Source organism: Rhodococcus sp. YL-1 (assembly GCF_001942025.1).
Taxonomy (GTDB): domain Bacteria; phylum Actinomycetota; class Actinomycetes; order Mycobacteriales; family Mycobacteriaceae; genus Rhodococcus_F; species Rhodococcus_F qingshengii.
The window spans coordinates 3,337,501-3,358,022 of record NZ_CP017299.1 but is presented as its reverse complement, the minus strand read 5'-3'; the positions used below and the strand labels follow the sequence as shown (position 1 = coordinate 3,358,022).

Annotated in this window: 20 protein-coding genes (1 of these 20 running past the window's edge); 16 read left to right on the top strand and 4 right to left on the bottom strand. The window is 62.8% G+C overall.

Translation table 11 applies throughout. The features are described 5' to 3' along the window. Positions 1-15 precede the first annotated feature (15 nt). A complete protein-coding gene (locus tag BH682_RS15595; protein ID WP_075833304.1) occupies positions 16-1,077 on the bottom strand; it encodes an Lrp/AsnC family transcriptional regulator in 1,062 nt (353 codons plus the stop codon). A 56-nt stretch (positions 1,078-1,133) separates the two neighbouring features. Here BH682_RS15595 and BH682_RS15590 point away from each other — a divergent pair, with 56 nt between their 5' ends. The 14 genes from BH682_RS15590 to BH682_RS15525 all read left to right on the top strand — a co-directional run bounded on the left by BH682_RS15590 (position 1,134) and on the right by BH682_RS15525 (position 16,885). After that, positions 1,134-2,453 (top strand): flavin-containing monooxygenase, encoded by a 1,320-nt coding sequence (locus BH682_RS15590; RefSeq protein WP_075833302.1) that lies wholly within the window; start codon positions 1,134-1,136, stop codon positions 2,451-2,453. After that, positions 2,453-3,364 (top strand): bile acid:sodium symporter family protein, encoded by a 912-nt coding sequence (locus tag BH682_RS15585; RefSeq protein ID WP_047270476.1) that lies wholly within the window; start codon positions 2,453-2,455, stop codon positions 3,362-3,364. The genes BH682_RS15590 and BH682_RS15585 overlap by 1 nt, the downstream gene beginning before the upstream one ends. Then, positions 3,361-4,296 (top strand): SDR family oxidoreductase, encoded by a 936-nt coding sequence (locus BH682_RS15580; RefSeq protein ID WP_054781544.1) that lies wholly within the window; start codon positions 3,361-3,363, stop codon positions 4,294-4,296. The genes BH682_RS15585 and BH682_RS15580 overlap by 4 nt, the downstream gene beginning before the upstream one ends. A gap of 117 nt (positions 4,297-4,413) precedes the next feature. Then, entirely contained in the window at positions 4,414-4,875 is a 462-nt protein-coding gene (locus BH682_RS15575) for a hypothetical protein (protein WP_075835301.1), read from the top strand. 38 nt (positions 4,876-4,913) lie between these two features. After that, on the top strand, positions 4,914-5,984 hold the full coding sequence (gene argC / locus BH682_RS15570) for an N-acetyl-gamma-glutamyl-phosphate reductase (RefSeq protein ID WP_019748609.1): 1,071 nt from the start codon (positions 4,914-4,916) through the stop codon (positions 5,982-5,984). Positions 5,985-6,016: 32 nt separating this feature from the next. After that, positions 6,017-7,255, top strand: a complete 1,239-nt coding sequence (gene argJ, locus BH682_RS15565) for a bifunctional glutamate N-acetyltransferase/amino-acid acetyltransferase ArgJ (protein WP_075835299.1) — start codon at positions 6,017-6,019, stop codon at positions 7,253-7,255. After that, positions 7,252-8,175: an acetylglutamate kinase gene (gene argB / locus BH682_RS15560; protein ID WP_007736229.1), complete on the top strand. Its 924-nt coding sequence runs from the start codon at positions 7,252-7,254 to the stop codon at positions 8,173-8,175. Before argJ ends, argB begins: the two co-directional genes overlap by 4 nt. Further along, positions 8,172-9,371: an acetylornithine transaminase gene (locus BH682_RS15555; RefSeq protein WP_007736227.1), complete on the top strand. Its 1,200-nt coding sequence runs from the start codon at positions 8,172-8,174 to the stop codon at positions 9,369-9,371. The genes argB and BH682_RS15555 overlap by 4 nt, the downstream gene beginning before the upstream one ends. Beyond that, entirely contained in the window at positions 9,368-10,318 is a 951-nt protein-coding gene (gene argF / locus BH682_RS15550) for an ornithine carbamoyltransferase (protein WP_064075615.1), read from the top strand. Before BH682_RS15555 ends, argF begins: the two co-directional genes overlap by 4 nt. Next, on the top strand, positions 10,315-10,794 hold the full coding sequence (locus tag BH682_RS15545) for an arginine repressor (protein WP_020907875.1): 480 nt from the start codon (positions 10,315-10,317) through the stop codon (positions 10,792-10,794). Before argF ends, BH682_RS15545 begins: the two co-directional genes overlap by 4 nt. A 47-nt stretch (positions 10,795-10,841) precedes the next feature. Then, on the top strand, positions 10,842-12,041 hold the full coding sequence (locus BH682_RS15540) for an argininosuccinate synthase (protein ID WP_007736221.1): 1,200 nt from the start codon (positions 10,842-10,844) through the stop codon (positions 12,039-12,041). Between the two features lie 3 nt (positions 12,042-12,044). Then, positions 12,045-13,487: an argininosuccinate lyase gene (gene argH, locus BH682_RS15535; RefSeq protein WP_042450495.1), complete on the top strand. Its 1,443-nt coding sequence runs from the start codon at positions 12,045-12,047 to the stop codon at positions 13,485-13,487. A gap of 170 nt (positions 13,488-13,657) precedes the next feature. Then, on the top strand, positions 13,658-16,639 hold the full coding sequence (locus BH682_RS15530) for an acyl-CoA synthetase (protein ID WP_021334041.1): 2,982 nt from the start codon (positions 13,658-13,660) through the stop codon (positions 16,637-16,639). Positions 16,640-16,678: 39 nt separating this feature from the next. Next, positions 16,679-16,885, top strand: coding sequence for a Trm112 family protein (locus BH682_RS15525; RefSeq protein WP_003944045.1), 207 nt, complete (start codon positions 16,679-16,681; stop codon positions 16,883-16,885). Here BH682_RS15525 and BH682_RS15520 read toward each other — a convergent pair. From BH682_RS15520 to BH682_RS15510, 3 genes are read right to left on the bottom strand one after another with little or no spacing between them, the layout of a single operon-like run. Further along, positions 16,882-17,499 (bottom strand): TetR/AcrR family transcriptional regulator, encoded by a 618-nt coding sequence (locus BH682_RS15520; protein ID WP_075833300.1) that lies wholly within the window; start codon positions 17,497-17,499, stop codon positions 16,882-16,884. The two genes, BH682_RS15525 and BH682_RS15520, sit on opposite strands and share 4 nt — an antisense overlap. Beyond that, positions 17,496-18,251: an ABC transporter permease gene (locus BH682_RS15515; RefSeq protein WP_003944033.1), complete on the bottom strand. Its 756-nt coding sequence runs from the start codon at positions 18,249-18,251 to the stop codon at positions 17,496-17,498. The genes BH682_RS15520 and BH682_RS15515 overlap by 4 nt, the downstream gene beginning before the upstream one ends. Beyond that, positions 18,248-18,982 (bottom strand): ABC transporter ATP-binding protein, encoded by a 735-nt coding sequence (locus BH682_RS15510; protein ID WP_007736198.1) that lies wholly within the window; start codon positions 18,980-18,982, stop codon positions 18,248-18,250. Before BH682_RS15510 ends, BH682_RS15515 begins: the two co-directional genes overlap by 4 nt. Positions 18,983-19,068: 86 nt before the next feature. Between BH682_RS15510 and BH682_RS15505 the strand changes: the two genes are divergently transcribed. Further along, the gene (locus tag BH682_RS15505; protein WP_003944023.1) at positions 19,069-19,677 is read left to right on the top strand and encodes a DNA-3-methyladenine glycosylase; all 609 of its coding nucleotides are present in this window, start codon (positions 19,069-19,071) and stop codon (positions 19,675-19,677) included. A gap of 19 nt (positions 19,678-19,696) precedes the next feature. Continuing rightward, a protein-coding gene (tyrS, locus tag BH682_RS15500; protein ID WP_075835297.1) for a tyrosine--tRNA ligase crosses the window boundary here: on the top strand, positions 19,697-20,522 show its 5' portion. The gene runs 452 nt beyond the window's last position; only the first 826 of its 1,278 coding nucleotides appear in the window; it begins with the start codon at positions 19,697-19,699; its stop codon lies beyond the right edge, outside the window.

Here is a 20,522-nt window from a genome sequence, read left to right as displayed (position 1 = left end):
GTGGGCTCTGTCGTGTTATCGGCTTTTCGACTGAGGTGAATCGGAAAGCCACACATCTGGCGCAACGGTGTCCGTCCGTCGCCCTTGCTGGTCGAGCACGTGGCCGAGCAGTTTGCGCAGATACAGCACGATGGATCGTTCCGTGACGCAAAGACCCGGAATCTCCTTGCGCAGACGAGTGTCGAATGCATCGAGTTCTGCAGGAGAATGCAGCCACAACTGAACCACCAGGTTGTCGGGGCCGACTACAGCGAAGCAGTTTCGAACTTCCGACGCCCGACTCAGCACTCGTCCCGCCGTATCGAGAAGCTCGGGTTCGACGCGGCACCACAAAGTGGCGAGCACGGGAAGGCCGGCCAGCGGCCGCGCGAATTCACACCGCAGCGCCACCAACCCCGAAGACGTGAGCCGGTCGATCTGGCGTTTGCACGCAGCGGGACTGACACCGATCGCGTCGGCCAACTCCTTCATGGGAGTGCGCCCGTCGTAAGCGAGCTTCGTCAGAACCTTGCGATCCTGTTCGGATATCCCGGTCGGCCGAGCGCGCACGGCAGGACGGTTTTCGCTGGTGGTCAGCACACCCTTCTCGGACGGTGCCAGCGCATTGAGTCTCCATCGCCCACCTTCGGTGAACCAGCGTGTGATGATCGAGGTTCGTGTCGCCAGTACACCGTCGATCGTTGCGACGTCTTCCGAGATGAAGCGCGACATCGACGCCAGATCCGCGGTACCGGCTGTGACGAGCAGATCTGCTCTGCCCGTTGATGCTTCGATGGTCACGGCGTGGGCCGAGCGAGTCAGCCGTGCCGCGACGGTGTCGAGAAGAGCAGGTGAGCAATCGATTTCGATGATCGCTGTGACGATGCTGCCCAGCACCTGTGGCCCTGGAGTGACCGTGACCCAGGCCAACGACGATTCGGAGAGTCGATTCCAACGACGGGCGAGAGTCGCGGCGTCGAGTTCGAGTGGTTCGGCCAACGAAAGCCACTTCGATCGCGGTGCGAGCTGGAGCGCATTGATTATCCTCAGATCGATTTCATCTATCCTGCGACCGTTGCCGGCATCTGGTGCGCTCATAACGTCATTATCCGGCATATTGCTGCAAGATTCGGACTATCTGCGACGCTCGACGGATGATCACAGAGGAGAAGTACGCGCTGATCGGAGCGGGCCCGTCTGGATTGGCCGGCGCGCGAAACCTCGATCGGGCCGGGATAGCGTTCGACGGCTTCGAGAGCCACGACGACGTCGGTGGGCTCTGGGACATCGACAACCCGCACAGCACCGTCTACGAGTCGGCGCACCTCATCTCTTCGAAGGGCACCACCGCATTCGCGGAGTTCTCGATGGCTGATTCGGTGGCCGACTACCCGAGCCACGTCGAACTTGCCGATTATTTCCGCGACTACGCCGATACTCACGATCTTCGCAGGCACTTTGCCTTCGGCACTACCGTCGTCGACGTCTCGCCGGTCGATTCGCTGTGGCAGGTCACCACGCGCAGTCGCAGCGGTGAGACAACAGTCGCGCGGTATCGAGGCGTGATCATCGCGAACGGAACGCTGTCGAAGCCGAACATGCCGACTTTCCGGGGCGACTTCACCGGCACGTTGATGCACACGAGCCAGTACCGCAGCGCCGAGATCTTCCGCGGGAAGAAGGTACTGGTCATCGGGGCGGGCAACAGTGGATGCGACATCGCCGTCGATGCCGTCCACCAGGCCGAGTGCGTCGACCTGAGCGTTCGGCGAGGCTACTACTTCGTCCCTAAGTATCTGTTCGGCCGACCCTCGGACACCTTGAATCAGGGAAAGCCGTTGCCGCCGTGGATCAAACAACGCGTCGACACCTTGGTACTCAAGCAGTTCACGGGTGATCCGGTGCGGTTCGGATTTCCGGCACCGGACTACAAGATCTACGAATCGCATCCGGTCGTGAACTCGTTGATCCTGCACCACATCGGGCACGGTGATGTGCACGTGCGCGCCGACGTCGACCGGTTCGAGGGGAAGACGGTGCGGTTTGTCGACGGATCGTCTGCCGACTACGACCTCGTTCTCTGCGCCACGGGTTATCACCTCGACTATCCCTTCATCGCGCGCGAGGACTTGGACTGGTCGGGCGCTGCCCCGGACCTGTTCCTCAACGTCGCGAGTCGCCGCCACGACAATCTCTTTGTTCTCGGCATGGTCGAAGCATCCGGTCTCGGGTGGCAGGGCCGTTTCGAGCAGGCCGAGTTGGTGGCCAAATTGATCACCGCACGTACCGAAGCCCCCGCCGCGGCGCGGGAATTCTCGGCGGCGGCGGCCGGTCCTCCTCCAGATCTGTCCGGGGGATACAAGTACCTGAAGTTGGGACGAATGGCCTACTACGTGAACAAGGACGCCTACCGCTCGGCGATCAAGCGGCACATCGGACCGCTTGATGCCGCTCTGACGAAGGGAGGACAGTGATGCCGATCGACGACGTGGTGCTCAACTTCAACCCGGGATCGTTGATGATCCTTAACGTGGTGCTGGCCACGATCATGCTGGGGATCGCCCTCGACACCTCGGTTGACGACTTTCGTCGTGCGCTCACCAAACCCAAGGCGATGGCGGTGGGTATTGCTGCGCAGTTCCTGCTGTTGCCGGCAGTGACTTTTCTCCTGACGCTGATTCTCTCGCCGGCTCCGTCGGTAGCACTCGGCATGATCCTGGTGGCGTGCTGCCCGCCAGGGAATATCTCGAACGTCCTGACTCACCGGGCGGGCGGCGACGTCGCACTCTCGGTGTCCATGACGGCGGTGTCGAACGTCCTCGCGATCTTCCTCATGCCGCTCAATCTTGCGTTCTGGGGGAGCCGACGCCCGGAGACCGACGCTCTGTTGCAGTCCGTGAACCTGAATGCGCTCGAGATGGTCGCGCAAATCGCCCTGATCATCGGTGTGCCGTTCGTTCTCGGCATCTGGGCGGCACGAAGGTTTCCGGAGATCGCCGCGAAAGCGCAGCCTTGGGTGAAAAACGGTTCGTTGGTGGCGTTGTTGATCTTCATCGTCGCGGGGGTGTCGGGGAACGCGTCGTACTTCGTCGACTACATCGGGGTGGTACTGCTCGCGGTCTTCCTGCACGACACGGTTGCCCTAGCACTGGGATACTTCTGCGGCGCCGTCACCGGGTTGAACGAATACAGCCGTCGCGCCGTCTCTTTCGAGGTCGGCATCCGCAATGCCGGGCTGGGGCTTGGCCTGGTGTTCACGTTCTTCGACGGGCTCGGTGGCATGGCCGTCGTGGCCGGCTGGTGGGGGATCTGGGACATCATCGCCGGGTTGGCTCTGGCGACGATCTGGTCCAAGCGACGCGCCCGAAAGGCGGTACCGGCATGACCGTCGCACTCGTCACGGGCGGAAACGGGTTCCTGGGTACCGCTGTCATCGACGCACTGATCGCGCAGGGCATCACCGTCGTCTGTGTCGACCTCACGGTCAAGGACACGCCGGACGATCGCATCCGCCGCGTCAGGGCGGACGTCTGCGACCCCACAGAATTGGGGCGGGTGTTCGGTCAGTACCGACCGAACGTCGTGATCCACCTTGCGTCCATCGTGAATCCCGGCAAGAAAACGACAGCAGAGCAGGAGTACCGCGTCGACGTCGACGGGACACGAAACGTGCTCGCGGCCTGCGTCGAACACGGGGTTGGACGGGTCGTCGTGTCTTCGTCCGGAGCGGCGTACGGCTACCACTCCGACAACCCACCGTGGATCACCGAGGACGTACCTGTCCGAGGCAACGACGAATTCACATACAGTCGCCACAAACGCCTGGTCGAGGAGATGCTCGCCGAATATCGCGTCGAACACCCGGAGTTGGAACAAGTTGTCTTCCGGATCGGCACGATCTTGGGCGAGAGCGTCGACAATCAGATCACCGCGTTGTTCGATCGCCGCAAGCTGCTCAAGGTTGCCGGGAGCGACAGCCCCTTCGTCTTCGTCTGGCACACCGATGTCGCGGGCGCTTTTGCGGAGGCCGTGACCGGAAACCAAGTGGGCATCTTCAATGTCGCGGGCGACGGCGTGCTGACCGTCGACGAGTTGGCTTCCCGGATGGGCAAGAGCACGGTGACGCTTCCTGCATGGTTGTTGCGAGGCGTTCTACGCGTCGGACGGCGATTAGGCGTAACGGAACACGGTCCGGAGCGCGTCGGATTTCTCCAGTACCGACCGGTTCTCGACAATCGGCGGCTCAAGGAACAGTTCGGATACGTCCCCGAATATTCGAGCGAGGAAGCGTTTGCCGCGTATCTCGCGTCACGCTGACCCCTTCGACGGACGGTCGTGGAAGGATCGGAATTGTCCGTCGGCATTTTCGAGAAGGGACTGACAGTGTCACGAAATGATGGGCCCGAACATGATGGGTCCGAGCACGATGGTTCCGTGCACCAGGTAGTCGAGGCCGCCAGTGCACTCGGCGACAAGGACTTCCTCGCGGTCGTTCGCGCAGTGGTCGAGCGTCGTCCGAGCTTGTCGGTCCTTCTTTCCGTGGTGGACACCGCTGCCGCGAGCCTCGAGCCGCACCGTGTAGAGGACGACAACACGATCACCGACGCCGAAGAAGTCGAACTGCCCGACACCGTTGTGGAGGTCGACGAGATCATCGACGTCCCGGTGGTACTTGCGACCGATCCGAGAATTCCCGAACCCGACTACACCGAAGGGGGAGTGCCCACTTTCGACCGCGTTCGGGAGAAGATAGAGGGGCGCTTCGGTACTTCAATAGGTTCGTCCGAACTGGCGCACGAGAGTCCTGCCGGAAAGTCCGTGGACGAGCGGTGGGACGAGCGCCAGAAGGCCGCAAAGGCCAAGCTCGAGGAGATCCGGCGATCCATGGGTAAGTAATTATGCATTCCGATGCACAATGATGCATACTGTGTGACATGACTGAAGGTGGTACGACCGAGAACGCACGCAAGCCGATCAGAGTCGCCGTTGCCGGCGCCAGTGGGTACGCCGGTGGTGAGGTTCTGCGTCTGCTCCTCGGGCACCCGTCCTACGCCGACGGCAGTCTGGTGATCGGTTCGCTGACCGCCGGTGGCAACGCCGGTTCGACGCTCGGTGAGCATCATCCGCACTTGCTTCCACTCTCTTCGCGGGTGCTCGAAGAGACCACTGTCGAAATCCTCTCGGGTCACGACGTCGTCTTCCTCGGTCTCCCACACGGAAATTCGGCTCAGTACGCCAAGTTGCTGCCCGAGTCGACGGTCATCATCGACTGCGGCGCGGACTTCCGGCTGCAGGATCCCGCAGCCTGGGAGAAGTACTACAAGAGCACTCATGCCGGTACCTGGCCATACGGTCTTCCTGAATTGCCCGGTGCCCGTGAGAAATTGGTAGGCGCAACCCGCATCGCCGTTCCGGGCTGCTACCCGACGGCAGCGAGCCTCGCGCTGGCCCCCGCCGTTGCCGCGGGGATCGTGGACTCACACGTGAACGTGGTTGCGGTCAGTGGCACTTCGGGCGCCGGCCGGGCACCGAAGGCTGATCTGCTGGGTTCCGAGGTCATGGGCTCCGTCCGTGCGTACGGCGTCGGCGGCGTCCATCGCCACACCCCCGAGATCATTCAGAATCTCTCGGCCGCAGGCGGCAAGGACATCAGTGTCTCCTTCACTCCGGTCCTCGCGCCCATGCCGCGCGGCATCCTCGCGACCTGCACGGCAGCCACCACGGCCACCGAAGAGCAAGCGCGCGAAATCTACGAAAAGGCATACAACGACGAGCCGTTCATCCACGTGCTGCCTGCCGGAGTCTTCCCGCAGACCGGTGCCGTGATCGGATCCAATGCCGTGCAGATCGGGGTCACCGTTGACGCCGACGCCGGTCAGCTCGTTGTCATCTCGGCAATCGACAATCTCACCAAGGGCACCGCCGGTGGCGCGGTGCAATCGATGAATCTCGCCCTTGGCCTACCCGAGACCGCAGGTCTCTCTACCGTGGGAGTAGCTCCGTGAGCACCGACAATCCGCAGCAGATCGACAACGCAATCGAGCCTGACGCGACCGTTGCAGACGTGGTTCACGTCGCCGGGGGACGTCTGCTCCGCACGCAGGGCGTCACCGCACCTGCCGGATTCCGCGGTGCCGGAATTGCTGCCGGTATCAAGAAGAGTGGCAAGTCGGACCTCGCATTGGTGCTCAACGAGGGACCCGATCTGGCCGCTGCCGGCGTCTTCACCCTGAACAAGGTCAAGGCAGCTCCGGTGCTCTGGTCTCAGCAGGTCCTGACGACGGGCAAGCTGCGCGCGGTGGTGCTCAACTCGGGCGGCGCGAACGCCTGCACGGGCGCGGGTGGATTCCAGGATGCACACAAGACTGCCGAGGAAGTTGCTTCGGCACTGAGTAATTGGGGCACCGAGACGGGCGCGATCGAGGTCGCTGTCTGTTCGACCGGACTTATCGGTGACCGCTTGCCCATGGACAAGCTGATCCCCGGTGTCACCGAGGTGGTGCACGAACTGGCCGGCGGAATCTCCGGCGGCACCGACGCGGCATACGCGATCATGACCACCGATACCGTGCCGAAGCAGGCGTCGCTGCACCACGCGAACAAATGGAACGTCGGCGGAATGGCCAAGGGCGCAGGCATGCTCGCGCCTGCGCTGGCCACGATGCTGTGCGTCGTCACGACCGATGCTGTCGCAACGGCCGAGCAGCTCGATACCGCTCTGCGCGCCGCCACCCACCTGAGCTTCGATCGCCTCGACGTCGACGGCGCCACGTCCACCAACGACACAGTGCTCCTGTTGGCTTCCGGCGCCAGCGGTGTCACGCCGACGCAGGACGAACTGAACGCCGCAGTGCTGGCCGTGTGCGATGATCTCGCGGATCAGTTGATGGCAGACGCCGAGGGCGTCACCAAGCGGGTCAAGGTGACGGTTCGCGGCGCGGCGTCCGAGTCCGATGCGTTGATCGGCGCCCGGACCATCGCCCGCGACAGCCTGGTCAAGACAGCGCTTTTCGGTTCCGATCCCAATTGGGGTCGCGTTCTCGCCGCAGTGGGTATCGCTCCCATCGAGCTCGATCCCGATCGAATCAGTGTGTCCTTCAACGGGAGTCCCGTCTGCATCGACGGCGTTGGTGCTCCGGGGGCGCGTGAGGTGGACCTGAGTGGGATCGACATCGAACTCGACATCGATCTGGGAATCGGCAACGAGTCCGTGAGCATTCGCACCACGGACCTCTCGCATGCTTACGTCGAAGAGAACTCGGCGTATTCGTCATGACCGAGACGTATCCCGTGATCAGCGAGCATCAGAAGGCGCATGTCCTCGCCGACGCGCTGCCGTGGCTGCAGCGATTCCGAGACAAGGTGGTCGTGGTCAAGTACGGCGGAAACGCCATGATCGACGAGACGCTCAAAACGGCATTTGCCGCCGACATGGCGTTCCTGCGGACTGTCGGCATCCATCCCGTCGTCGTGCACGGCGGTGGCCCGCAGATCAACGCGATGCTGGCACGCCTTGGCATGAAGGGTGAGTTCCGCGGTGGTTTCCGTGTGACGACGCCCGAGGTGATGGACGTCGTGCGGATGGTGCTTTTCGGTCAGGTCGGCCGTGAACTCGTCGGCTTGATCAACGCGCACGGTCCTTACGCGGTCGGTATCTCCGGTGAAGATGCGCACCTGTTCACCGCTACTCGACGCACTGTTGCGGTCGAGGGGGAGCAGACCGACATCGGGCTGGTCGGGGACGTCACCACCGTGAACCCAGACGCCGTACTCGATCTCATTGCGGCAGGACGTATTCCGGTCGTCTCGACCATCGCACCCGACGCCGACGGTGTCGTCCACAACATCAACGCCGATACCGCTGCTGCAGCACTGGCCGAGGCGATCGGTGCCGAGAAGCTCGTTGTCCTCACCGACGTCGAGGGCCTGTACACCGATTGGCCGGACCGAGCCTCACTGGCCACCGAAATCGACACCGACGCCCTGGCCCAGTTGTTGCCGAGTCTCGACGCCGGCATGGTGCCCAAGATGGAGGCCTGCCTTCGCGCGGTGCGCGGAGGTGTGCCGTCGGCGCACGTGATCGACGGTCGGCTCGAACATTCAGTCCTACTCGAACTTTTCACCGGTGAAGGAATCGGCACGATGGTCGTGCCGGGTTCCTCGGTCGCCGGTCCCCAGCAGGGAGCTATCTCATGAGCACGATCGATCTGCAGCAGCGGTGGTCCGCTTCGCTGATGAACAATTACGGCGTACCCCGGGTTGCTCTCGTCCGCGGTGACGGCGCCGTACTCACCGACGCCGACGGCAAGCAGTACGTCGACTTCCTGGCCGGAATCGCGGTCAACATCCTCGGACACGGACATCCGGCCGTCGTCGAAGCCGTCACTACTCAGTTGTCGACACTCGGCCATGTTTCCAACCTGTACGCCAGCGAGCCGGTCGTCGAGTTGGCGGAGCAGTTGCTCGCTCATCTCGGCAACGTCACCGGGCGCGCGTTCTTCTGCAACTCCGGTACCGAGGCGAACGAGGCTGCCTTCAAGCTCGCTCGCGCCACCGGCCGGAAGAAGATCATCGCAGCCGAAGGCTCCTTCCACGGTCGCACGATGGGGGCACTCGCTCTGACGGGTCAGCCGGCCAAGCGGGCGCCGTTCGAACCGATGCCCGCCGGTGTCGAGTTCGTGCCGTACGGCGACGTCGAGGCACTCGAGCAGGCCGTCGATTCCGACACCGCCGCTGTGTTCCTCGAACCGATCATGGGTGAGGGCGGCGTCGTGGTGCCACCCGAGGGATACCTCGTCGAGGCTCGGCGGATCACCGCCGAGCGCGGTGCACTTCTCGTGCTCGACGAAGTGCAGACCGGCATCGGTCGGACCGGCTGGTTCTACGCCCATCAGGCAGTCGGCATCGTTCCGGACGTCATCACCCTCGCGAAGGGACTCGGTGGCGGAATGCCGATCGGCGCCTGCATCGCGACCGGGGCAACGGCCGAGTTGTTCGGACCGGGTAAGCACGGTACGACGTTCGGTGGCAATCCGGTGTGTGCTGCGGCGGCACTTGCCGTGCTGAAAACCATTGCAGCGGAAGACCTGATCTCACGCGCCGACAGCTTGGGCAAATCGATCTCGGCGGGCATCGAAGATCTGGGCCATCCGTTGGTCGACTACGTACGGGGATCAGGACTGTTGCTGGGTGTCGTGCTGACCGAGGACGTCGCGCCGGCAGTGGAAAACGCAGCGCGCGAAGCCGGGTACCTTGTGAATGCAGCGCAACCCGGAGTGATCCGGTTGGCGCCGCCGCTCATCCTCACGGACGAGCAGGCCGAAACCTTCGTGGCAGCACTACCTGCCATCTTCGACAGTGCACTATCGGCTGACCAGCCGGGGGAGAAGTGACTACCGTGGTGAAACACTTTCTCAGGGACGACGATCTGACTCCTGCGCAGCAGGCCGAAGTTCTCGAACTCGCAGCGATTCTCAAGAAGGACCCGTTCGCTCGGCGTCCGCTCGAGGGTCCCCGCGGAGTCGGTGTCATCTTCGAGAAGAACTCGACGCGTACACGTTTCTCGTTCGAGATGGGCATCGCACAGATGGGCGGTCACGCTGTCGTCGTCGACGGGCGCAGCACTCAACTCGGTCGTGAAGAGACCTTGGCGGACACCGGACGCGTTCTCTCCCGCTACGTCGACGCCGTCGTGTGGCGCACGTTCGGCCAGAAGCGCCTGGAGCAAATGGCTACGGGCGCAACGATTCCCATCGTCAATGCATTGTCCGACGAATTTCATCCCTGTCAGGTTCTGGCCGATCTGCAAACGCTGATCGAACAGAAGGGTGAGCTCAAGGGGCTGAAGCTGACCTACCTGGGCGACGGCGCCAACAACATGGCTCACTCGCTGATGCTCGGCGGAGTGACCGCAGGCATAGACGTCACCATCGCAAGCCCCGCCGGCTTCGAACCGGCGGACTGGGTCGTGGCAGCAGCACGCAAACGCGCCGAGGAAACCGGCGCGACCATCACCCTGACGCAGGACCCACAGGCCGGCGTCGTCGGCGCCGACGCGTTGGTCACCGACACCTGGACCTCGATGGGTCAGGAGAACGACGGGCTCGATCGGGTCGGACCTTTCCGTCCGTTCCAGATCAACAAGGAACTGCTCGCAAAAGCAGATCCGAAGGCTGTCGTCCTGCACTGCCTGCCGGCCCATCGCGGCGAAGAGGTCACCGACGAGGTTCTCGACGGACCCCAGAGCGTCGTCTGGGACGAGGCGGAGAACCGTCTGCACGCCCAGAAGGCGTTGCTCGTGTGGCTGTTGGAACAGCGAACCCAACTGGACCAGGCGTGAGCGTCGCTCCCACTCGGGCCGGTCGCCAGTCGCGCATCATCGCGCTGCTGGCGGCGCACCCCGTCCGAAGTCAGACGGAGTTGGCGGCGTTGCTCGGTGCCGAGGGCATCGAAGCGACGCAAGCCACTCTCTCTCGTGACCTCGAAGAGTTGGGAGCGGTGAAACTGCGCGCCGCCGACGGCGGCGCCGGTGTTTACGTGGTGCCGGAGGACGGGAACCCGGTACGCGGTGTGTCCGGCGGTACCGACCGTCTCTCACGGCTGTTGGGTGAGCTGTTGGTCTCCACCGATTTCAGCGGCAACATGGCGATTCTCCGGACACCGCCGGGAGCCGCGCACTACCTCGCGAGCGCACTGGATCGGTCCTCGATGCCGGACATCGTGGGCACGATCGCCGGAGATGACACCATCTTCGTAGTGGCCCGGGAACCGCTTTCCGGAGCGGAACTCGCGGCCATGATCGAATCGCTCGCCTGACCCCTTATTCTTTGATAGAGATTTTCAACCGAAGGAGCACAAAAACCATGGCCGATCGCGTCGTACTCGCCTACTCGGGCGGGCTGGACACTTCTGTTGCCATCAGTTGGATCGGTAAGGAGACGGGCGCTGAAGTTGTCGCCGTCGCCATCGATCTGGGGCAGGGTGGCGAGGACATGGAGGTCGTGCGTCAGCGCGCGATCGACTGCGGCGCAGTCGAATCCGTTGTCGTCGACGCCCGCGACGAGTTCGCGGACGAATACTGCCTGCCGACCATCGCGGCCAACGCCCTGTACATGGACCGCTACCCGCTCGTCTCGGCCATCAGCCGTCCGCTGATCGTCAAGCACATCGTCGAAGCTGCACGCTCGCACGGCGGCACCATCGTCTCGCACGGTTGCACCGGTAAGGGCAACGACCAGGTTCGCTTCGAGGTCGGATTCGGCGCCCTCGCACCCGACCTGCAGGTCATCGCACCGGTCCGCGACTACGCCTGGACCCGCGAGAAGGCCATCGCCTTCGCCGAAGAGAACAACATCCCGATCAACGTCTCCAAGAAGTCGCCGTTCTCGATCGACCAGAACGTCTGGGGCCGCGCCGTCGAGACCGGATTCCTCGAGGATCTGTGGAACGCGCCGACGAAGGACGTCTACGACTACACCCAGGACCCGACGGTCAACTGGAACGCACCCGACGAGCTCATCATCAGCTTCGACAAGGGCCGCCCGGTCGCCATCGACGGCCGCCCGGTGTCGGTTCTCGAAGCCATTCAGGAACTGAACAAGCGCGCAGGCGCTCAGGGCGTCGGCCGTCTCGACGTCGTCGAGGACCGTCTCGTGGGCATCAAGAGCCGTGAGATCTACGAAGCTCCCGGCGCGATGGTTCTCATCACCGCACACCAGGAACTCGAGCACGTCACCCTCGAACGCGAACTCGGTCGCTACAAGCGTCAGATGGAGCAGCGTTGGTCCGAGCTGGTCTACGACGGCCTCTGGTTCTCGCCCCTCAAGGACGCACTGGACACGTTCGTCAACAAGACGCAGGAACGCGTTACCGGCGACATCCGTCTCTTCCTGCACGGTGGAGCCATCACCGTCAACGGTCGTCGCAGCCCGGAGTCGCTCTACGACTTCAACCTCGCGACGTACGACGAGGGCGACAGCTTCGACCAGTCCGCATCGAAGGGCTTCGTCGAGATCCACGGTCTGTCGTCGAAGGTCGCCGCGAAGCGCGATCTGGGACTCTGAGCCATGACGGCTCGCGGTGACGGAGACGCTCAAAAACACGGCACCAACGAAGGTGCGCTGTGGGGCGGGCGGTTCGAGTCCGGACCGGCCGCTGCCATGGCGGCGCTGAGCAAGTCGACTCACTTCGACTGGGTCCTCGCTCCGTACGACGTGCGGGCGTCGCAGGCGCATGCGCGTGTGCTGAACAAGGCCGGTCTGCTCAGCGAAGCCGACCTCGCGACGATGCTCGACGGTCTCGACCGTCTGGCGGCAGATGTCGCCAGTGGCGCCTTCGGGCCCAGTGATTCGGACGAGGACGTACACGGCGCACTCGAGCGTGGTCTGATCGAGCGCGTCGGGCCTGAGGTCGGTGGACGCCTGCGTGCCGGTCGTTCACGTAACGACCAGGTGGCCACGCTGTTCCGCATGTGGCTTCGCGATGCAGTCCGCCGCATCTCCACCGGAGTTCTCGACGTGGTCGACGCATTGGCGACTCAGGCCGGGGCGCATCCGGATGCCGTGATGCCGGGCAAGACGCACCTGCAGGCGGCTCAGCCGGTCCTGTTGGCGCATCACCTGCTCGCTCACGCACATCCACTGTTGCGGGACGTGCAGCGCCTTCGCGACTTCGACGTGCGAGCTGCGGTGTCCCCGTACGGTTCCGGTGCACTGGCCGGTTCCTCACTCGGACTCGATCCCGAAGCGATTGCGGCGGAACTGAAGTTCGACAGCTCGGCCGAGAACTCGATCGACGCAACGGCTTCGCGTGATTTCGCAGCCGAGGCAGCGTTCGTGCTCGCAATGATCGGTGTCGATCTCTCCCGTATGGCGGAAGAGATCATCATCTGGAGCACACCGGAGTTCGGCTACATCACGCTTGCCGACGCGTGGTCGACGGGATCGTCGATCATGCCGCAGAAGAAGAATCCGGATGTCTCGGAACTCACGCGCGGTAAGTCGGGTCGTTTGATCGGCAACCTGACCGGATTGTTGGCGACGCTCAAGGCTCAGCCGCTGGCGTACAACCGCGATCTGCAAGAGGACAAGGAACCGGTTTTCGACTCGGTTGCGCAGCTCGAGATGCTGCTCCCGGCCATCACCGGTCTGGTGCAGACGCTCGAGTTCCACACCGAGCGCATGGCGGAACTAGCTCCGGCAGGGTTCACGTTGGCCACCGACATCGCGGAGTGGATGGTGCGTCAGGGCGTGCCGTTCCGGGTTGCACACGAGGCTGCTGGAGCGTGTGTGCGTGTCGCCGAAGCGCGAGGCGTCGGACTCGAAGATCTCACGGACGAGGAACTGGCCGGCGTCGACAGCGCGCTGACACCGGCTGTTCGTGAGGTGCTGACAGTCGAGGGTTCCATCGCTTCGCGCAACGCGCGAGGCGGCACCGCGGGGGTGCGGGTTGCCGAGCAGCTGGACGGAGTCAAAGCAGTGGCGCAGTCACTGCGGGAATGGACCCTGTGACCTCGCGGTCACGAGTGTTGTCGCTCTCTTTTCGGCAGTAGTCCTTCGGTCGTACGCGGTCAGGTAGCAGAATTTGCTCCCTGACCGCGTACGCGTATTCGTCGTCAGTAGGCTTGTCGCGCGCGGGAAAAATGAGACTGACGTCACATGGTGAGTAACTTGGGAGTGAAATGGTGGGATTGAATTCCAAGTCTGTGCTGGGCCCGATTCGTCGGGTGGTTGCGACAGCACAAAACGGCCTCGAGGTCGTCCGGTTGGGTGGGCTGGAAACGGATGCGACCACGTCGCCGTTCGAGATCGTCGAACGCGCAGCGATGTATCGGCTACGGCGCTACTTCCCGGACAGTGACCCGGAAACCGTCGGCGCACCGATCTTGCTGATCCCGCCGATGATGATGTCGGCGAACGTGTACGACGTGACCCGTGACCAGGGCGCTGTGGGAATTCTGCACGAGATGGGCCTTGATCCCTGGGTCGTCGATTTCGGTTCGCCCGACTCCGAAGAGGGCGGTTGGGATCGTAACCTCGCCGATCACATCATCGCTCTCAGCGACATCGTCGATCACATCCACCGTCACACCGGAAAAGATGTTCACATCTCCGGTTATTCGCAGGGTGGCATGTTCGCCTATCAGGCTGCCGCGTATCGGCGTAGTCGAAACATCGCCAGCGTCATCACCTTCGGCAGTCCGGTCGACACACTCGCCGCGCTACCCTTCGGCATCCCGGCGGGATTGGCAACCAAGGGTGCAGATTTCCTCGCCGATCACGTCTTCAATCGCCTGGCGGTCACCGGGTGGATGGCCCGTACCGGGTTCCAGTTGCTCGATCCCGTGAAGACGCTGAAGATGCGCGTCGACTTTCTGCTTCAACTGCACGACCGGGAGGCGTTGCTTCCGCGGGAGCAGCAACGACGCTTCCTCGCGACCGAGGGTTGGGTCGCGTGGTCGGGGCCCGCGGTAGCCGAACTGCTCAAGCAGTTCATCGTGCACAACCGAATGATGACCGGTGGGTTCGTCATCAAGGATCAATTGGTCTCGCTCGCCGAGATCACCTGCCCTATCCTGGCATTCGTCGGCGAGGTCGACGACATCGGCCAGCCGCAAGCGGTTCGAGGCATCAGTCAAGCCGCTCCGCGGGCGAAGGTCTACGAATCTACCTTGCGTGCAGGCCATTTCGGTTTGGTTGTCGGTTCCACTGCGGCCAATCACACCTGGCCGACCACCGGTGAATTTGTACAGTGGACCGAGACGGGTGGACCCCTCCCGGACCGTATCGCGAACATGGTCTACGGCGCCGACCTCGAAGACCAGACCGGTGTGTCGATCAGCAATCGGATCATCCACACCGTCGCCTCGGTCGCTGAAGTAGGTGCAGGAGTCACCAAGGGAATCAGTGACCTTGCCGCCGGTGCGTTGCGCGGCACTTTCGAATTGTCGGGAGAAGCGGCACGAGCGTTGCCACGTCTGGCTCGACTCAACCAGATTCAGCCGCACACCAAGATCTCGCTGAGCCAGTTGCTGGCGGAGCAGCGTCGAAAGGCGCCGAACGGCGAGTGCTTCCTCTTCGACAATCGCGTGCACACGTATGAAGCGGTCAACGCGCGTATCGACAATGTCGTGCGTGGATTGATCTCCGTGGGAGTGCGTCCGGCAGCGCATGTCGGTGTCCTGATGGAGACCCGTCCCAGCGCACTCGCGGCCATCGCAGCCCTGTCGCGACTTGGTGCCGTCGCGGTCATGCTTCCGCCAGGCTCCGACATAACGGCGGCGGTCAAGCTGGGGTCGGTCGATCGGATCATCACCGATCCGGAAAACGTCGATGCTGCAGTGGTTACCGGTCGGCCGGTACTGGTGCTCGGCGGCGGCGATGCCCGTGGCCTCGAGGTGGATCCGTCACACGACGTGATCGATCTCGAACAAATCGATCCGACGAAGGTCAATCTGCCCGGGTGGTACCGACCGGATCCCGGTGTCGCCCGCGAACTCGCCTTCATCATCTTTGCGGAATCCGGCGGTGTGCTCGAGGCCAAGCAGATCACCAACTACCGGTGGGCACTGTCGGCCTTCGGCACGGCCACGGCGGCAGATCTCGATCGCGGTGACACCGTGTACTGCCTTGCACCACTCCATCATTCGTCGAGTCTGCTCGCGACCATCGGTGGTGCCATGGCCGGTGGCTCACGCATTGCGCTCTCACGTGGACTGAACCCCGCGAGGTTCGTCGAGGAAATCCACCGCTACGGCGTGACGGTCGTGAGTTACACGTGGTCGATGATGCGCGAGATACTCGACGAGGATCTTCTTCTCATCGACGGTAGTCATCCGGTCCGCCTGTTCATCGGTTCGGGCATGCCCCATGGTCTGTGGAAGCGGACAACGGAGGCGTTCGACCCCGCGCAGGTACTCGAGTTCTATGCGTCGACCGAAGGCGACGTGATTCTTGCCAATGTTGCAGGCTCCAAAGTTGGTTCCAAGGGGCGCCCACTGCCGGGTAGTGCGCAGGTGCGGTTGGCGGCATACGACCCGCTGAGTGGTCGGCTCCTCGAGAACGGAAACGGATTTGTCCGTGAGTGCGCCGAAGACGAGGTCGGATTGCTGCTCGGGCGCGCGGGATTCACCGCCGATCTCTCGGGCGGAGCCATGCGAGGTCTCTTCCAAGCCGGCGATTCGTGGATTCCCACCGAAAATCTCTTCCGCCGGGACGCCGACGGCGACTACTGGCTGATCGACCACAAGAACACGGTCATTTCCACGCTCCGCGGTCCCGTGTTCACCCAGCCGATCGTCGACGCGTTGTCGAGTGTGGCGCGGGTGGATCTTGCCGTCGCATACGGAGTCGGTGACGCGCCGCATCAGCTGGCGGTCGCTGCCGTGACATGGCGTCCGGGACGGCAGTTCCGTTCTGCCGAGCTTGCAGAGGCCCTCTCGCGCATCGCTTTCGACGCTCGTCCGGATATCGTGCACGTGGTTGACGAGATCCCGGTGGGTTCGTCGTACCGTCCGAGCTCCACTGCTTTGGCTGCGGCCGGATTGCCGGCGCCGGGGCCACGGACCTGGTTCCTCGATTCCGAGTCGCAGTCGTACAAGCGGCTGACCAAGGCAATTGCCGCGCAGTTGATGCCGACGAGGGTGAGCACCGGAGCACGGTAGCCTGAGGACATTCTGTTTGATCGGTTCGAGAGGACACACGTGGCTATTGATTCGACGTTGCTCAGCATTTTGGCCTGCCCCCAGGACAAAGGCCCGCTGTTGCTGGTCGGGGACGAGTTGCTCTACAACCCGCGCCTGCGACGTGCCTACCCGATCGAGAACGGCATTCCCGTTCTGTTGATCGACGAGGCACGCGATGTAGCGGACGACGAACACGAGAAGTTGCTCGCGCGGGCTGAAGGCTAGATCGGTAATTCACCGATCAGGTACCGCTGGAGGTTCGGCGCCACCAGCGGTACCAACGCGTCAACGCTCAATGATGCGAGTGGTTCGAGTCCGAGCACATATCGCGTGACAAGCAGTCCGGCCATCTGAGATGCCACCAATTCCGCTCTGATCAAGCCGGTACCAGGTGGTGTGTCCACCCGCGGAATGATGTCGCGCAATACGACATCGAGCAGAAAGCTCTGGATCAACTGCGATCCGTCGCCGGAAATGGCTGATCGAAAAGCCGCCAGAATCGCCGGCTGGTGTTCCGAATCCCATAGCCCGATCACCGCCCGGAGAAGGCTTTCGCCGAGGTTTTCGGTCGGGGAGGTGTGAACCGGTCCCAGTACCTTTGCTGGATCGATCGGTAGCGCGATCGCAGCGGTGAACAACTGCTCCTTGCTCCCGAAATGGTGATGAATCATAGCCGGATCGACGTTAGCGGCCGCAGCTATCGATCGAACGGTTGTTCGTCGAAAACCGTTCTGGGAGAACGCCCGTCGCGCCGAATCGAGGATCTGCGCGCGAGTCTCCGACTTGCCCGGTCGTCGCCCCGAACGAATCGGTGCAGGACTCGTGTCCTTGTCGGTCATGGAGTGCGGCGATCGAGTGTGGCCGCGGCCAGCGAGAGTGCGGCGGCGGCGAAGCCCGCCATGACGGCGAGATCACGCCACATCTGACCCGTCGCGTCGGCATGCATCGACACTTGCTGAAGTGCGTCGACGGCGTAGCTCAAGGGGAGGACGTTGCTGATCCATTCGAGCCAGGTCGGCAATTGGTCGCGCGGTACCAGGAGTCCGCAGAGGAAGAGCTGTGGAACCACAACTACCGGCATGAATTGCACCGCTTGGAACTCGGTCTTCGCGAATGCGCTGGCCAACAGGCCTAGCGCAACGCCCAGTATTGCGCCGAGAACTGCAATGACGATGACCCAGGCAAGACTGCCGGCGATGGTGAGTCCGAGGAATCCGAAAGCAACCGCGCACGCGAGGGCTGCCTGAGCGGCGGCGGAGAGCGAAAATGCCGCCCCGTATCCGGCGAGAAGGTCGAGTTTGCCCATCGGTGTGGTGAGCAGGCGTTCGAGTGTGCCTGAACTGCGTTCGCGTTGCATCGCGATGGACGTGACCAGGAACATGACGACAAACGGCAAGATTCCCAACATCGTGATCGCCACTCGTTGGAAGAGCGAAACCTGGCCGGGTGGCGTCGGGACGTCTTGGTAGAGGAAATAGAGCAGAATCATCAGTAACGACGGGACCAACAAGATCATGGCCACCGTGCGGTGATCTTGGCGGAGCTGAAGCAGAATGCGTACGGTCGTAGCACCGAAGATCCTGATGCTCATGATATTTCGCCTCCGACGGGTGAAGTCCGAATCAGCTCGAGAAAGGCGTCCTCGAGCCGTTCACATCTAGTTTTGGCGCGCAATTCATCGGGTGTGAGTTGAGCGAGGAGGTGCCCGTCTCGCATCAGGATCAGCTCAGCGCAGTGGTCGGCCTCATCCATGACGTGGCTGGAGACCAACAGGGTGGTTCCGCTGCGAGCAAGGTCAGCGAATCGTTCCCACAATTCGACGCGAAGCACCGGATCGAGGCCGACGGTCGGTTCGTCGAGGATCAACACATCAGGTGACGCCACCAACGCGCAAGCCAGCGAGACTCGCCCGCGTTGACCACCAGACAGATCGGCGGCGGTCTGGTCGGCGTATCGGCTCAATCCGACGGCGTCGACCGCTGCTGCGACGTCGGCGCCGGACTTGCCGTAAAGAGCGCCGAAGTACTGGACGTTTCGAGTGACCGTCAGGTCGCCGTACACGCTGGGGGATTGGGTGACATATCCGACCCGGTGGCGAAGAGCAACGGAACCGGCGAGATCGCCCAGCACTCTGACCTCACCACTTTCGACGATCTGTGTTCCGACAATCGCGCGCATCAGGGTTGTCTTGCCGCAGCCGGACGGGCCGAGCAGTCCGGTGATCGATCCTGCTGATACCTGCAGGTCAAGCGAGTGAAGAACTTCGTGCTTGCCGCGAACGACTCGTAGTCCGCGGATATCTATTGCCGGCGTTGTGGTCACGGTTCGCCTCGTTTCAATAATTCATCACTTGTTGAATTATGCGACTCGGCCGACCGATGAGTCAACGGCGTGGGCACAATCGAAGGGTGAGCATCGAGACCTTGGAAAATGTGGAGAACCCGTTGGAAGCGGGCCTGACAATTCTCGGCTCGACCCTGACCGTCGACGACATCTCGCTGAGGATCGTCGAGGTCGAGGCGTACGGAGGGGAGAAGGACGGGCCATGGCCGGATCCGGCAGCACATTCGTATCGGGGGAGAACGCCGCGGAACAGCGTGATGTTCGGGCGGGCGGGGCGTCTCTACGTCTACCGCAGCTATGGAATGCACTTTTGTATGAACATCTCGTACGGCCCGGATGGTGTCGCGGGTGGTGTTCTGCTCCGAGCGGCCGAAATCGAGGCCGGTCACGATGTGGTGTCTGCTCGGAGATCGCCGGATCGACCATCTCACCAATGGGCCAGAGGGCCGGGTAATCTCGGTGCTTCTGTCGCAATCACGTTGGCGGACAACGGAACAGACGTGTTCAACCCTGCCTCGCGGATTCGGCTCGAATTGGGGGAGTCGAAGGAATGGGTCAGTGGACCGCGGGTGGGGGTCAGTACCGCGGCGGAGGTTCCGTGGCGCCTGTGGATTCCGGACTCGCGAGCGGTGTCCGCGTATCGCCGAAGCCCGCGAGCGCCGGTCATTTCGTGAAGATGGGATGATCGAGTCCGTGACTGAGAATATTCTCGACGAACTGACCTGGCGCGGGCTGATCGCCCAATCAACCGATCTCGACGCTTTGCGTAAAGATCTCGAGGCCGGACCGGTCACGTTGTATGCGGGCTTCGACCCGACAGGACCGAGCCTGCACGCAGGTCACCTGGTTCCGCTCCTCGCGCTCAAGCGGTTTCAGCGCGCCGGCAACCGCCCGATCGTTCTTGCCGGCGGTGCAACGGGCCTGATCGGAGACCCCCGTGACGTCGGGGAACGGACGATGAACTCCGCCGATACCGTCGCGGACTGGGCAGGTCGCATCCGTGGTCAGCTCGAACGATTCGTGGATTTCGACGATTCGCCGACGAGCGCGGTCATCGAGAACAACATGAACTGGAACGGCAAGATGTCGGCCATCGACTTCCTGCGTGATGTCGGCAAACACTTCTCCGTGAACGTCATGCTTGCGCGTGACACCGTGAAGCGTCGTCTCGAGTCGGACGGGATGTCGTACACCGAGTTCAGCTACATGCTGCTCCAGGCCAACGACTACCTGCACTTGCGACGCGACCTCGGCTGCACTCTGCAGGTCGGCGGGTCCGATCAGTGGGGCAACATCATTGCCGGCGTCGAACTCAACCGTCGTGTCGACGGTGAGAGCGTTCATGCAATGACGGTTCCGCTGGTGACCTCGGCCGATGGCAAAAAGTTCGGAAAGTCGACCGGTGGCGGAAGTTTGTGGCTCGACCCCGAGATGACCAGCCCGTACGCCTGGTACCAGTACTTCGTGAACACCGGCGACGCCGACGTGATCAAGTACCTGCGCTGGTTCACCTTCCTGA